Below are 13,691 nucleotides of genomic sequence, written 5' to 3' on the forward strand. Positions count from 1 at the left end.
CTATCTTCCCCCGAGTCTCGGGCCGAACCGCGCCAGGATCGCCTCGCGCGCGCGACGGGCGGTGTCTTGGCGCAGCATGAGGTGCAATTCGGTGAAACGCTCGGCGAGCCGCTCGCGCGCCGGTGCGTCTTCGAACCAGCGCAACACCGCCGCGGCCAGATCGGCGGGATTCGCCTCGTCCTGCAGCAACTCGGGTACCACCGTCTCACGCAGCAGGATGTTGGGCAAACCCACCCACGGCAGATAGGCCATGCGCCGCAGCAGGCGGTATTGCCAGGGATTCATGCGATAGGCGATCACCATCGGACGCTTGAGGAGCGCCGCCTCCAGCGCGGCCGTGCCACTGGCGAGCAGCACGACGTCGGCCGCCGTCATCGCCTCGTGCGCCCGCCGCGGCAGCACACGGGCCTCGAGCTCGGGCACCTCGGCCAGGGCGGCGGCGACGAGCGCATCACCCAAGGCGTTCGCCGTGGGCAAGAGCAAGACCAGCTCCGGCAGGGCTTGGCGCAGGCGGGCCGCGGCGGCGAGGAAGACGGGCAAGAGGTGCCGCAACTCCCCCTCGCGGCTACCCGGCAGGAGCGCCAGCACCGGTGCCTGCGGTGCGATTCCCAGCGCGGTCCGGACTCCCGCCTGGTCCGGCACGAGCGGCAGCCGGTCGGCGAGCGGATGGCCGACGAAACACGCCTCGACCCCGGTTTCGGCATAGAGCGGCGGTTCGAACGGAAAAAGGCACAGCATCAGGTCGACCGCGCGGGCGATCGTCTTCAGCCGCCCGCGGCGCCAGGCCCAGATCGAAGGGCTGACGAAATGCACCGTGCCGATACCGGCACGTTTGAGTCGCGCCTCCAGCCCAAGGTTGAAATCCGGTGCGTCGATCCCGATGAAGAGATCCACCGGCGGCGACTCGAACGCGCGCGCCAGTTCGCGGCGAAAACGCACGAGCTGCGGGTAGCGCCTGAGCGCGTCGACGAAGCCATGCACTGCCAGCGGCTCGTAGGACCAGCGCGCCTCGAACCCTTGGGTACGCATCGCCTCGCCGCCCACACCCCAGAAACGCGCTTCCGGCAGCGCCGGACGCAGTCCTTCGAGGAGCAGCCCTCCCAAGAGGTCGCCCGAAGCCTCGCCGGCCACGAGCGCGACCGAGGTTCTCTCAGCGGACGATGCCACGGCCCGGTTGCGCGAGAAAATCGACGAGCGGCTGCAACTCCGGCTGCTCGGCGGCCAATTCGGCGATGCGCTCGCGCGCCTCGGCGAGCGTCAAGCCGCTGCGATAGAGCAGTTTGTAAGCGCGCCGGATGGCGGCGATCGCCTCGGACGAAAACCCCCGACGGCGCAAGCCCTCGGCGTTGATACCGTGCGGCGCGGCCGGATTGCCCGCCACCGTCACGTAGGGCGGCAGGTCTTGCAGCAGCACCGTGCCCACCCCGCAGAAGCTGTGCGCTCCCACGCGCACGAATTGGTGCACGCCGGTAAAGCCGCCAAGGATCGCCCAGTCCCCCACCACGACGTGGCCCGCGAGCGTGGCGTTGTTGGCGAAAATCGTGTGATTGCCCACGACGCAGTCGTGTGCCACGTGCACGTAGGCCATGATCCAGTTGTCGTCGCCCACGCGCGTCTCGCCGCCGCCCTGAACCGTGCCGACGTTGAAGGAGCAGTATTCGCGAATGGTGTTGCGATGCCCGATCGACAGCCGCGTGGGTTCCCCCGCGTACTTCATGTCCTGCGGCACCTGCCCCAGCGAGCAGAAAGGAAAGACGCGGTTGTCCTCACCCAGCGTGGTGTACCCCTCTAGCACACAGTGCGCCTCGATCCGCGTGCGCGCGCCGATCTTCACGTGCGGGCCGATCACGCAGTAGGGGCCGATCTTCACCCCCTCGGCGAGCTCGGCGCCGGGAGCGACGATCGCGCTGGGATGGATTTCGACCGCGCTCATTTCAAGCCTTTCAGGGCGCACATGAGCTGCGCCTGGGCCGCGATCTCCTCGCCGACGCGGGCCGTGGCCGAATACTTCGAGATGCCACGCACGTTGCGCAGCAATTCCACTTCCAACAGAAGCTGATCCCCCGGCACCACCGGACGGCGGAACCGCGCCTCGTCGATACCGGCAAAATAGACGATGGAATCGGCATTGGGGCGCGTGCCCATGGTCTCGAAGGAGAGCACGGCTGCAGCCTGTGCGAGCGCCTCCAGAATCAGCACGCCCGGCATCACCGGCGCGTGCGGGAAATGCCCCGGGAAGAAGGGCTCGTTGATGGTGACGTTTTTCAACGCCAGGATGCGTTTGCCCACCTCCATCTCGAGCACGCGGTCGACCAGGAGGAATGGATAGCGGTGCGGCAGATACTGCAGGATCTGTTCGATGTTCATCATGTCGCAGGGCTCGCGGCAAAAAATCGGGGAAAGCGAGGATCAGTCTTCGTCGGCGAGTTCGGCCAGACGCTTCTCGAGGCGGCGAATGCGCTCGGCCATGGCGTCGAGATGGCGCAAGTAGGCGAAGTTGCGCCGCCACTCCTCGTAGGGCTGTAGCGGGATGCCAGCGCCGTAGACGCCGGGCTTGGTAATGGACTTCATCACGCCGGAGCCGGCCATGATGGTCACGTCGTCGCAGATCTCCACGTGCCCGGCGATACCGACCTGCCCGCCCAGACGGCAACGGCGCCCGATGCGGGTGCTGCCGCCCACGCCGACGCAACCGGCCATGGCGGTGTACGCCCCGACGTGGCAGTTGTGTCCGATCTGGATCTGGTTGTCGAGGATGGCCCCATCCTCGATCACGGTGTCTTCGAGCGCGCCGCGGTCGATCGAGGTATTCGCCCCGATTTCCACGTCGTCGCCGATCAGCACTCGGCCGATCTGCGGGATCTTCACCCAGCGCTCTTCCTCGCCGTCCCAGGCGAAGCCGAAACCGTCGGCGCCGATCACCGCTCCCGAATGGATGCGTACCCGCGCACCGATCACACAGCCCGGGTAGATCGTGACGTTGGCGGCGATGCGGCAATCGGACCCGACGCTAGAATTCGCGCCGATCACGCTGCCCGCGCCGATCACGGTACGTGCACCGATCCGTGCCCCGGCCTCCACCACCGCGTTCGGTCCGATGGCGCAGCTCGGATCGACCTCGCCCAGCACCACCGCGCTGGGATGCACCCCCGGCACGACCTCGGGTTCAGGGTGCAGCCACTGCGCCGCTTTGGCATAGAGCAGATAAGGATCGGCCGCGAGCACCAGCGCCAGATGGGATGGTGCGCGATCGGCGAATTTCGGCGAGACGATCACGGCACTCGCGCGGCACTGTGGCAGGCGCGCGAGATACTTCGGCTGCGCCACGAAGGTGAGGTCCCCAGGCCGTGCCGATTCGAGTGAGGCGACACGGCGCAGCTCGATAGAGGGATCCCCCCGAATTTCGACGCCAAACCGCGTGGCGAGATCCCCCAGCGTAACCATCGTCATCACAGATTACCCGATTCGAGCACCTTGATGACCTGGTCGGTGATGTCGATGCGCGGACTCGCGTAGACCGCATCCTGCAGCACGAGATCGTACTTGCCGTCTTCCGCGACTTTCTTGATCGCCTTGTTGGCCTGGTCGAGCACGCGGGCGAGCTCCTCATTGCGCCGCTGATTGAGATCCTCACGAAATTCACGCTGCTTGCGCTGAAAATCGCGGCTCAACTCGGCAAAAGCCCGCTCCTTGCGGTTGCGCTCGCCCTCGTTCATCGACGCGCCCTTGCGCTCCAGTTCCTGCTGCAGCGCCTGCAGCTCATCGGCCATGCGTTTCAATTCCCGATCGCGCGGCTCGAATTCCTTTTCCAGCCGCTTCTGCGCCGCCACGGCCGGTGGCGCCTCACGCATCAGACGCTCCGAATTGACGAAACCGATCTTGGCTTCTGCCCAAGCCATCGCGCTCGTCAGCCCGAGCGACAATGCCAACAATACTGCCATGGATTTTCTCTTCACGCTGACCTCTCTCGTCTTCACAGGCATCAATAAATACCCCCCGTGACATCAAGCTTACGATGCCTTCTCCGGGAATGATATCGGGTTTAGAACATGGTTCCGAACTGGAATTGGAAGTTCTGCGTTTTGTCCTTGTAATTGGAACCACCGACGTCTTTACGCACCGGCACCGCAAAACTGAACTTCAACGGCCCCAGCGGCGAAGACCAGGAGAAACCTATACCCGTACTCACGCGCATGTCGTTGAACTTGACCGAATCGTCCTGATCCCAGACATAACCCGAATCGACGAAGACCGACATCCGGAAGGTCTTGTCCATTCCCAGACCCGGCAAGGGGAAATAATATTCCGCGTTGAGCACGAGCTTGCGCGTCCCACCATAGGCATCACCGTAATCGTCCTTGCGCCCGAGGCTGCCGGCGTCGAAGCCTCGGACCGAACCGATTCCACCAACATAGTAATTGCGGAAGAAGGGGACATCCTTTCCGCCCAAGGATTCGATCCAGCCGATTTCGCCGTTCAACATGAGCGCCTGACGCTCGGTGACCGGGATCCACCACTGGTGCTGGTAGGAAAGTTTGACGAGCTCGATGTCTCCCGGCGGAACGTCCACCTCGGCCAAGGCGCGCTGATAGCGACCTTTCATCGGATAGATACGCGAGTCACGGGTATCACGGGACCACCCCGCCGTCAGTGCCAGCGAAGAGACGCCATCGCAGTCGTAATCACCTCCGGATTCACAGAATTCGATGTAACGCAAAGGACTATCCCAATAGGTGTCGATCTTGGTCAAATCATAGGCCAAACCGAACTGGATCTGGTCATCCTCGCCAATGGGCCAACCCATACGCAACCCCGCACCGATGGAACGGGTTTTGTAGCGCGAAATGTTGTAGCTCTCCGAGGGATCGAAGGTACGGTAATAGAGATCGTACCCGAGCGAGACGCCGTCGATCGTATAGTACGGATCGGTGAAGGAGAGCGAGGCGGTTCGCTTCGAGCGGCTCGTATCGAGCTGAATGCCCAGCGACTTGCCGCTACCGAAGATGTTGTCCTGTGAGACCGCGCCCGAGAGCACGACGCTGTCCGAGCTCGAAAAACCCGCTCCGAGCATCAGGTTGCCGGTGGGCCTCTCCTTCACGGTAAAATTGACATCGACCTGGTCGGTGGTGCCGGGCACCGGCTGGGTCTCCACCTGCACCTCGTCGAAATACCCCAGCCGATCGACGCGCTGGCGGGATTTGTTGATTTTATCGGCGTCGTACCACTCGCCTTCCATCTGACGCATTTCTCGCCGGATTACTTCGTCTCGGGTGCGTACGTTGCCGCCGATGTTGATGCGATTGACGTAAGTGCGTCGCCCCGGATCGACGAAGATGGTGAAAGCCACCTGACGATTCTCGCGATCGATCTCGGGCGCGGCATTGACGTTGGCAAAGGCGTACCCTTCACTGCCGAGCCGGTCGACGACCGCTTTCACGGTCGCATTGAGCTTCTCGCGCGAAAAGACGTCGCCGGGCCTGAGTTGCGCGAGCTTGTGATATTCCTCTTCGGGCAAGATGAGATTGCCGGCGAAGCGCACCGCCGACACGGTATACCGTTCCCCTTCCCTGATCGAGACCGAGATGTAGATGTTCTGCTTGTCCGGGCCGATCGAAACCGACACCGACTCGATCTCGAAGTCCAGGTATCCCTGGTTCATGTAGAAGGAGCGCAGCGCCTCCAAATCCTGCTGCAGCTTCTCACGCGAATAGCGATCGGACTTGGTGTACCAGGTCAGCCACCCCGGAGTGGTCAATTGGAACCTCCTGAGGAGTTCCTTTTCGGAAAAGGCTTTGTTGCCGACGATCTTGATCTCCGCGATCTTGGCCGGCTGGCCTTCGGTGATGTCGAAACGGATGGCCACCCGGTTGCGCGGCAAAGGCGTGATGGTCGTTTGGATATCTACCGCATAGTAGCCGCGAGAGAGGTATTGGCGCTTGAGTTCCTGCTCCGCCTGGCGCAGCAGGGCACGGTCGAAGATGCGCGATTCGGCCAGGCCGACCCCACGCAACGCCAGTTTGATGGCGTCGACCTCGAATTCCTTCATGCCGACGAACTGCAGCTCGCCGATGGCGGGCCGCTCGTCGACGAGGACCACCAGCACGTTGCCGTCGGCCTCGATGCGCACGTCGCTGAAAAACCCCGTCTCGAAGAGCTTGCGCACCGCCTCGTCGGCCTGCTCCTGGGTGATGCGCTCACCCACCTTCACCGGCAGATAGCTGAAGATGGTCCCGGCCTCGACGCGCTGGATCCCCTCGACGCGAATGTCCTCGACCACGAACGGCTCGAACGCATGCACCGCCCCCGCGAGTAGTGCTCCGATCAGAGCCACCACCGCCGCCAATTTTTTCTTCATCCGCTCACACTCGACCAAATCCGGGACACATCGTTGAACAGCGCGATCGCCATCAACGTCAGCAACAACGCCAGGCCGATCTGTTGCCCGATCTCCATCGCACGTTCGGACAAGGGCCGTCCGCGTACGGCTTCGAGCGAATAATACAGCAAATGCCCTCCATCCAGAATCGGCACCGGCAGCAGGTTCAACACCCCGAGACTGATGCTCACGAGGGCGACGAATCGTAGGTAATGCTCCAGACCCATTCTCGCCGTCTGGCCGGCGTAGTCGGCGATGGTGAGCGGCCCGGAGAGATTCTTGAGCGATGCCTCGCCAAGGAGCATGCGCCCGAAGAGCCTCAGGGTCATCGTACTCACCTCCCAAGTTTGCCGCAACGCCATGCCTGCCGCTTGAATCGGAGGGTAGCGAACGGACACGAGGAAGGTTTCATCGGACGGCGGCCGCACCGCCACGCCGATGCGACCGATCGTGCCCCCCTGCCCGTCCTCGGTCGGCTCGGCGAATACCTCGCGCTCCGCAACGACTCCATCGTACTCCAGCGTAAAGCGCAAAGTCTCGCCGGGATGTGCCCGCACGATCTCGACGAGCTCGCGCCAATCGGCGATCTCCTTGCCTTCGATGGCACGCACCCGCATTCCGGGCACGATACCGGCACGTTCGGCCGGGCTGCCCGGGGCGACGCTACCCACCACCGGCTCCAGCGGGGGACGCCAGGGCACGAGCCCGAGTTGCACCATGACGTCATCGTTGCCGTGATCGACGACGACGCCGGTAAGCGGCAAAGAGAAGACGAGGCGCTCCCCGGCGCGCTCCACCTCCAGAGCCACTTCGTTGCGACGCATGGCCGCGGCGAGCACTTCCCAGCGCAATTGCGGCAGACTCGCCACGGCGCGCCCATCCACGGCCACCACCCGATCTCCCGGCCGCAGCCCCACTTGGGCCGCGAGGCTTTCGGCGGGCGGGTCGATGCGCGCCACCGGTTCGCGCACGCCAACCGTGTAGAGGACGACGTAGAGGGCGATCGCCAACAACAGATTGGCCGCAGGGCCTGCCGCCACGATCGACATGCGCTTGCCCACCGGCTGACGGTTGAAAGCACGTGGAAGGTCTTCGGGTGCCACCGCGCCTTCTCGTTCATCGAGCATCTTCACGTAGCCGCCCAGAGGCACGGCGGCGAGCACCCATTCCGTGCCATCGCGCCCGAAGCGGCGTGACCACAACGTGGGCCCGAATCCGATGGAAAAACGCAGCACTTTCACCCCACAGGCCCGGGCGACGAGGTAATGCCCCAGCTCATGAAAGAAGATGAGCCCACCCAAGGCGATCACGAAAGGCACGAGATAGGACAAAACGGTCATGCCACCTCCTGCGCGAGCACGTCCTGCGCCCGCTCTCTCGCCAGACGATCATAGGCGAGCACGTCCTCGAGCGAATCGGGTTCTTGTCGGGGTAAGCGCTCGAGCGTGGCCTCGATCACGGCCGGGATGCGATCGAAACCCAGCCGACCCTGAAGGAAGGCGGCCACCGCCACCTCGTTGGCCGCGTTGAGTACCGCCGGAACCGACCCGCCGGCTTCCAGCGCATCGTAAGCCAGACGCAGGCAGGGAAAACGGCGCAGATCGGGCGCTGCGAAGTCGAGCCGCCCCACGCGCACCAGATCGAGCGGCCTCACCCCCGCCTCGAGCCGCTGGGGGAATCCCAGCGCGTGCGCAATCGGCGTACGCATGTCGGGCGTGCCCAGCTGCGCGAGCAGCGAGCCGTCGCGATATTCCACCAAGGAATGCACCACGCTCTGCGGGTGGATCACCACCTCGATACGCTCGGGCGGCAAGCCGAAGAGCCAATGGGCCTCGATAACCTCCAGCCCCTTGTTCATCATCGTGGCCGAATCGACCGAGATCTTGCGCCCCATCGACCAATTGGGATGGGCGCACGCCTCTTGCGGCGTGATCGCGGCAAAGGTTTCCAACGAACGCTCGCGGAACGGGCCGCCCGATGCAGTGAGAATGATCCGTCGCACGCCGAAATCGTCCGGTCGATTGCGATCGTAGTCCGTCGGCAGTGCCTGAAAAATGGCGTTGTGCTCGGAATCGAGCGGCAGCAACCGCACCCCATGACGATCCACGGCCTCCATGAAGAGCCCGCCGGCGAGCACCAGGGCTTCCTTGTTGGCGAGAAGGATCTTCTTGCCCGCGCACACGGCCGCCCACGTGGGAGGCAACCCCGCCGCGCCGACGATGGCAGCGACCACCGTGTCCACTTCGGGATGGCGGGCGATTTCGGCGAGCGCCGCTTCCCCCTCCTCCACTTCCGTCGCGATCCCCTCTCGGCGTAGCGCCTCACGCAAAGCGGCCGCAGCGCTCGCTTCACCCAGCACCGCCCATCGGGGGCGAAACTTCCGACACGCCTCGAGCAACACGTTCCAGCGACGCTGCGCCGCGAGCGCCACGACCTCGAACCGTTCCGGGTGACGTGAGACCACGTCCAAGGTGCTCGCACCGATCGAGCCGCTCGCCCCGAGGATCGCCAACCGCTCGCGTTTCATTGCCGCTCCAGCCACCACAGGGCAAGGAAAGGCAGCGTCGCCGTCAGGCTGTCGATGCGGTCGAGCACGCCCCCGTGCCCCGGCAACAGCTCGCCGGAATCTTTCACTCCGGCAATCCGTTTCGCCCACGATTCGAACAGATCCCCCTCGATTGCCAGCACTGTCAAAGCGAGCAAGATGACGAGGAACGTTCCAAAGCTCGTACCCTCCGGTACGAGGCCCATGGCGTATAGAATCACCGCATAGAGCGACACGCCGGCAAAAGCCCCAATGGCCCCTTCCACCGTCTTGCCAGGACTGATCGCTGGCGCGAGTTTTCGCTGCCCCCAACGACGGCCAACGTAATAGGCGGCGGCATCGGCCACCCAGACGAGCGCCATCATCGCCAGTAGATGCAGCGCCGACGATTCACGCAGGAGAACGACCGCCAGCGCCGTCGGCCACAGTACCAAGGCGCCCGTGGCAACCCACGAACAACGGCTGCGCCAGCGCCAACCTGCGAACAAAGTCCAAGGGACGAAGCTCAGCCAGAAGGCAGCCCCGGCGATCATCACCGCACCGATCACGGAATGAAGAGGCGCGCCCAGGCTCACCCCGCTCAATCGCCACAAGAGGACATATCCCGCCGTATAGCCCAACGCCCAACCCCAGGCTGCCACTTCGCCCCAGCCGCCCAGCCGCACCCATTCCCTGCCCGCAAGAAAGACGACGACGGCAACGGACGCCGCCCACAAGGGTGCCGGTGCCCAAAAAAGCAGAACGAGCAAGCCGGCGATCAAGACCATCGCGGTGAGGAGCCGACGCGAGGCATTCCCAAGGGTGGCGATCATGAAGATACAGCGAGCTGCTCGCTCGTACGGCCAAAGCGCCGCTCACGGCATTGGTAGGAGCGCACTGCTTCGTCGAGTGCTTCCTCGCGGAAATCCGGCCAGAGCGTATCGGTGAAATAGAGTTCGGTGTAAGCGAGCTGCCACAGCAAAAAATTGCTCAATCGCTGCTCACCTCCCGTGCGAATGAAGAGATCGGGCTCCGGCGCCCAGCCCAAGGCGAGCTCGGCCTGTAGCTCGAGCTCGGTGTAGCAGCCGGCGCGCTCGGGATGTGCGCGCGTGAGCCGGTTCATCGCCTGCACGATGTCCCAGCGCCCGCCGTAATTGGCGGCGATGTTGAGGCAGATCTTAGTGTTGCCGGCCGTACGTGCCTCGGCCTTGGCGATGAGCGACTGCAATTCGGCGTCGAATCGGCCGCGATCGCCGATGACGGTGAGCCGTACACCGTTGCGATGCATGCGCGTCACTTCGCGCTGCAGCATCATGCGAAAGAGCCCCATGAGAAACCCCACCTCTTCCGGCGGGCGGCGCCAGTTCTCCGAGCTAAAAGCGAAGAGGGTGAGGTGTTCCACGCCCAGTTCGGCGCAATGGCGCACCACACGGCGCACCGCCTCTACGCCTTGACGGTGCCCTTCCGCGCGTGGCAGGCCGCGCAGCTTGGCCCAGCGACCATTGCCATCCATGATGATGGCGATGTGCCGCGGGATCGGGCGCACCTCGGGGATGCCCGTCGTCGATGTCAGGGGAAGTTCGGCCACGGTACCTCGCACTGCCCCGCCGGACGCTGCGACGGGGGATCGGTTCAGATCTGCAGCAGTTCCTGCTCTTTCTTCTCGACGAGCTTGTCGATCTCACCGATGTAGCGGTCGGTGATCTTCTGGATATCATCCTCGGCGCGCCGCGCCTCGTCCTCGCTGACCGCCTTCTTCTTCAAGGCGTCTTTGATCGCTTGATTGACGTCACGGCGCACGTTGCGCACCGCCACGCGCGCCTGTTCCCCTTCATGACGCACGACCTTACCCAGTTCTCGACGGCGCTCTTCGGTGAGAGGCGGCATGGGAACGCGTAGGATCTCACCCATGTTCGAGGGATTGAGCCCCAGGTCGCTCTCGCGGATCGCCTTCTCGATCTTGGAGAGCATGTTCTTCTCCCAAGGTTGCACCCCGATGGTACGGGCATCGATCAGGGTAACGTTGGCCACCTGCGGCACCGGCACCATCGAACCGTAGTATTCGACCATCACATGGTCGAGCAGGCCCGTGTGGGCACGGCCAGTGCGAATCTTGGCGAGATCGACTTTGAGCACCTCGATCGCCTTGGCCATGCGCTGCTCGGCGTCTTTCTTGAGTTCAGCGACGTTCATCTCCTCTCCTTACGAGTGGACCAGCGTGCCTTCGTCCTCGCCCATGATGACACGGCGCAAAGCCCCTGGCTTGAAGATCGAAAACACGTTGATCGGCAGCTTGATGTCGCGACACAAAGCAAAAGCGGTGGCATCCATCACCGCGAGATTGCGTCCGATCGCCTCGTCGAAGCTGATGCGGTGATAGCGCTTGGCGCTCGGGTCTTTTCGCGGATCGGCGCTATAGACGCCATCGACCTTGGTCGCCTTCAGTACGATCTGCGCCCCGATCTCGGCGCCGCGCAGCGCCGCCGCCGTGTCGGTGGTGAAGAAGGGATTGCCGGTGCCGGCAGCGAAAATGACGATACGACCCTCTTCCAGATGGCGAATGGCCCGAGCGCGAATATAGGGCTCGACCACCTGCTCGATGCGCAGCGCCGAGAGTACGCGCGATTCCACTTCGTGCCGGCGGAAGGCGTCCGACAGGGCCATCGCATTCATCACCGTGGCGAGCATGCCGATGTAGTCGGCGGTCGCCCGGTCCATGCCACTCGCCGCTCCCTGGATGCCACGGAAGATGTTTCCCCCGCCGATCACGATCCCGATCTGTACGCCCAACGAGCCGACTTCGACGATCTCGCCCACGATGCGCTCGACCACTTTCTCATTGATGCCGTAAGGGTCGTCGCCCATCAGAGCTTCGCCCGAGAGCTTGAGCAGGATGCGGCGATAGGCGGGGGTAGACATGAGATGACCTCGTCTTCAGGACTTGGCCGCGGCCGCCGCCTGCGCCGCCACTTCCGCGGCGAAGTCGGTCTGCTTTTTCTCGATGCCTTCGCCGACGACGAAGAGCGCGAAGGAAGCGACCTTGGCGTTGCGCTGCTTCAGGAGCGCCTCGACGCTGACTTTGTCATCCTTGACGAAGCCTTGGCCGAGCAAGGTGACTTCCTTGAGGTACTTCTGCACCGCCCCTTCAGCGATCTTGTCGAGAATCGCCTCGGGCTTGCCCGATTCGACTGCTTTCTGCCGCGCGATGCGCCGCTCGGTCTCGATGAGCTCGGCCGGCACCTGATCGGCCGAAAGGGCCTTCGGCTTGCAGGCGGCGATGTGCATGGCCAGGTCCTTGCCCAGCGCCTCGTCGCCCCCTACGAGATCGACGAGCACGCCGATCTTGGCGCCGCCATGCACGTAGGAGTACACCTTGCCCTGCGCCTCGATGCGGGCGAAACGGCGGATGGTGATGTTCTCGCCGATCTTGCCCACGAGTTCGGTGCGCACCTGCTCGACCGGCTTGCCGTCGAGTTCGAGCTGGGAGAGCGCTGCTACGTCGCCCGGGTTGCGCTCGGCCACCAGTTGCGCCAAGCGGTTGGCAAAGGCGATGAATTCGTCGTTCTTCGCCACGAAGTCGGTCTCGCAATTGACCTCGACCATGGCCGCGAGCTTGGCATCGGGCGAAATCCAGGTCGCGACGATGCCTTCGGCGGCCACACGACCAGCGGCCTTGCTCGCCTTGTTGCCGAGTTTGACGCGAAGGATCTCCTCGGCGCGCGCCATGTCGCCACCGGCCTCAGCCAGAGCCTTCTTGCACTCCATCATCGGCGCATCGGTGCGCTCGCGCAGCTCCTTGACCATGCTTGCGGTAATTTCAGCCATCATCCGTCCTCACGAAAGATTGTCGGGTAGGTACACGCACGTGCGCCCACCCCATGCACACTGCCTCTGCCTTACTCGGCCGCCGGCGCTTCGCCTTCCTCGGAGGCCGTCTCACCTTCGGCGCCTTCGACTTCCACGAACTCGTCGGAAGCCGCTGCGACCACTTCCTGCAGCGCCATGGCCTTTCCTTCGAGCACGGCGTCGGCGATCGCCCGCGCGTACAGGCGCACGGCTCGGGCCGAATCGTCGTTGCCCGGGATCACGTAGTCGATTCCCTCGGGGCTATGGTTGGTGTCGACCACCGCCACCACCGGAATACCCAGCTTGTTGGCCTCGGCCACGGCGATCTTGTGATGCCCGACATCGATGACGAAAAGCGCATCGGGCAGGCGCTCCATCTCCTTGATACCGCCCAGGCTACGCTCGAGCTTGTCGAGCTCGCGCTGCAGACCCAGCGCTTCGCGTTTGGGCAGCTGTTGCACCGAGCCGTCGGCGAAGGCGGCTTCCAGCTCCTTGAGCCGGGCGATGGACTGGCGCACCGTCTTGAAATTGGTGAGCATGCCGCCGAGCCAACGCTCATTGACGAAAGGCATGCCGCAACGCTGGGCCTCCTCGGCGATGATGTCACGCGCCTGGCGCTTAGTGGCGACGAAGAGGACCGTACCGCCCTTGGCCGAGAGCCGGCGCACGAACTCGACCGATTCGCGCAGCTTCGCCAACGTCTTCTCGAGGTTGATGATGTGGATCTTGTTGCGCTCCCCGTAAATGTAGGGGGCCATTTTGGGATGCCAGAAACGGGTCTGGTGCCCGAAGTGCACACCGGCCTCGAGCATTTGACGCATCGTGACGTTCATGAAAACTCCAATGGATAAGGGTTGAACCTCCGCCCGCGACCCACCGTGCACGAACACGGACCCTCGTCGCTTGCGGGCGTGTGGAATGGGCCTGCCGCGTAGGTGGCAGGCC

The 13,691-nt window shown here is 63.9% G+C and carries 14 protein-coding genes; all 14 read right to left on the reverse strand.

Annotated elements, in window-relative coordinates; translation table 11 throughout:
* The 14 genes from lpxB to rpsB all read right to left on the reverse strand — a co-directional run bounded on the left by lpxB (position 1) and on the right by rpsB (position 13,579).
* Complete coding sequence (gene lpxB, locus EPD81_RS00405; protein WP_142803482.1) at positions 1 to 1,167, reverse strand: lipid-A-disaccharide synthase; 1,167 nt, start codon at positions 1,165 to 1,167, stop codon at positions 1 to 3.
* A complete protein-coding gene (gene lpxA / locus EPD81_RS00410) occupies positions 1,151 to 1,933 on the reverse strand; it encodes an acyl-ACP--UDP-N-acetylglucosamine O-acyltransferase (protein WP_142803483.1) in 783 nt (260 codons plus the stop codon). Before lpxA ends, lpxB begins: the two co-directional genes overlap by 17 nt.
* A complete protein-coding gene (fabZ, locus tag EPD81_RS00415; protein WP_028874423.1) occupies positions 1,930 to 2,367 on the reverse strand; it encodes a 3-hydroxyacyl-ACP dehydratase FabZ in 438 nt (145 codons plus the stop codon). The genes lpxA and fabZ overlap by 4 nt, the downstream gene beginning before the upstream one ends.
* Positions 2,368 to 2,409: 42 nt before the next feature.
* Entirely contained in the window at positions 2,410 to 3,450 is a 1,041-nt protein-coding gene (gene lpxD / locus EPD81_RS00420; RefSeq protein WP_221929148.1) for a UDP-3-O-(3-hydroxymyristoyl)glucosamine N-acyltransferase, read from the reverse strand.
* Entirely contained in the window at positions 3,450 to 3,941 is a 492-nt protein-coding gene (locus tag EPD81_RS00425) for an OmpH family outer membrane protein (RefSeq protein WP_194240891.1), read from the reverse strand. The genes lpxD and EPD81_RS00425 overlap by 1 nt, the downstream gene beginning before the upstream one ends.
* Before the next feature lie 101 nt (positions 3,942 to 4,042).
* On the reverse strand, positions 4,043 to 6,355 hold the full coding sequence (gene bamA, locus EPD81_RS00430) for an outer membrane protein assembly factor BamA (protein ID WP_142803485.1): 2,313 nt from the start codon (positions 6,353 to 6,355) through the stop codon (positions 4,043 to 4,045).
* Complete coding sequence (gene rseP / locus EPD81_RS00435; RefSeq protein ID WP_142803486.1) at positions 6,352 to 7,716, reverse strand: RIP metalloprotease RseP; 1,365 nt, start codon at positions 7,714 to 7,716, stop codon at positions 6,352 to 6,354. The genes bamA and rseP overlap by 4 nt, the downstream gene beginning before the upstream one ends.
* Positions 7,713 to 8,903, reverse strand: coding sequence for a 1-deoxy-D-xylulose-5-phosphate reductoisomerase (gene ispC / locus EPD81_RS00440; protein WP_142803487.1), 1,191 nt, complete (start codon positions 8,901 to 8,903; stop codon positions 7,713 to 7,715). Before ispC ends, rseP begins: the two co-directional genes overlap by 4 nt.
* Positions 8,900 to 9,733, reverse strand: coding sequence for a phosphatidate cytidylyltransferase (locus EPD81_RS00445; RefSeq protein WP_142803488.1), 834 nt, complete (start codon positions 9,731 to 9,733; stop codon positions 8,900 to 8,902). The genes ispC and EPD81_RS00445 overlap by 4 nt, the downstream gene beginning before the upstream one ends.
* Entirely contained in the window at positions 9,730 to 10,488 is a 759-nt protein-coding gene (uppS, locus tag EPD81_RS00450; protein WP_221929149.1) for a polyprenyl diphosphate synthase, read from the reverse strand. The genes EPD81_RS00445 and uppS overlap by 4 nt, the downstream gene beginning before the upstream one ends.
* A gap of 44 nt (positions 10,489 to 10,532) precedes the next feature.
* Positions 10,533 to 11,093 (reverse strand): ribosome recycling factor, encoded by a 561-nt coding sequence (gene frr, locus EPD81_RS00455; protein ID WP_142803489.1) that lies wholly within the window; start codon positions 11,091 to 11,093, stop codon positions 10,533 to 10,535.
* Positions 11,094 to 11,102: 9 nt separating this feature from the next.
* A complete protein-coding gene (gene pyrH / locus EPD81_RS00460; RefSeq protein WP_142803490.1) occupies positions 11,103 to 11,819 on the reverse strand; it encodes a UMP kinase in 717 nt (238 codons plus the stop codon).
* 15 nt (positions 11,820 to 11,834) lie between these two features.
* Positions 11,835 to 12,725, reverse strand: a complete 891-nt coding sequence (gene tsf, locus EPD81_RS00465; protein ID WP_142803491.1) for a translation elongation factor Ts — start codon at positions 12,723 to 12,725, stop codon at positions 11,835 to 11,837.
* Positions 12,726 to 12,796: 71 nt separating this feature from the next.
* Positions 12,797 to 13,579: a 30S ribosomal protein S2 gene (rpsB, locus tag EPD81_RS00470; RefSeq protein ID WP_142803492.1), complete on the reverse strand. Its 783-nt coding sequence runs from the start codon at positions 13,577 to 13,579 to the stop codon at positions 12,797 to 12,799.
* Positions 13,580 to 13,691 lie beyond the last annotated feature (112 nt).

The organism is Tepidiphilus sp. J10, from assembly GCF_006980785.1.
Taxonomy (GTDB): domain Bacteria; phylum Pseudomonadota; class Gammaproteobacteria; order Burkholderiales; family Rhodocyclaceae; genus Tepidiphilus; species Tepidiphilus olei.

What these genes read in the sequence shown, in the direction of transcription:
- tsf (WP_142803491.1), bottom strand. Translation starts at nt 12,725, where the DNA reads ATGGCTGAAATTACCGCAAGCATGGTCAAGGAGCTGCGCGAGCGCACC.
- EPD81_RS00425 (WP_194240891.1), bottom strand. Translation starts at nt 3,941, where the DNA reads ATGGCAGTATTGTTGGCATTGTCGCTCGGGCTGACGAGCGCGATGGCT.
- rpsB (WP_142803492.1), bottom strand. Translation starts at nt 13,579, where the DNA reads ATGAACGTCACGATGCGTCAAATGCTCGAGGCCGGTGTGCACTTCGGG.
- rseP (WP_142803486.1), bottom strand. Translation starts at nt 7,716, where the DNA reads ATGACCGTTTTGTCCTATCTCGTGCCTTTCGTGATCGCCTTGGGTGGG.
- bamA (WP_142803485.1), bottom strand. Translation starts at nt 6,355, where the DNA reads ATGAAGAAAAAATTGGCGGCGGTGGTGGCTCTGATCGGAGCACTACTC.
- fabZ (WP_028874423.1), bottom strand. Translation starts at nt 2,367, where the DNA reads ATGAACATCGAACAGATCCTGCAGTATCTGCCGCACCGCTATCCATTC.
- lpxA (WP_142803483.1), bottom strand. Translation starts at nt 1,933, where the DNA reads ATGAGCGCGGTCGAAATCCATCCCAGCGCGATCGTCGCTCCCGGCGCC.
- frr (WP_142803489.1), bottom strand. Translation starts at nt 11,093, where the DNA reads ATGAACGTCGCTGAACTCAAGAAAGACGCCGAGCAGCGCATGGCCAAG.
- ispC (WP_142803487.1), bottom strand. Translation starts at nt 8,903, where the DNA reads ATGAAACGCGAGCGGTTGGCGATCCTCGGGGCGAGCGGCTCGATCGGT.
- EPD81_RS00445 (WP_142803488.1), bottom strand. Translation starts at nt 9,733, where the DNA reads ATGATCGCCACCCTTGGGAATGCCTCGCGTCGGCTCCTCACCGCGATG.
- pyrH (WP_142803490.1), bottom strand. Translation starts at nt 11,819, where the DNA reads ATGTCTACCCCCGCCTATCGCCGCATCCTGCTCAAGCTCTCGGGCGAA.
- lpxD (WP_221929148.1), bottom strand. Translation starts at nt 3,450, where the DNA reads ATGACGATGGTTACGCTGGGGGATCTCGCCACGCGGTTTGGCGTCGAA.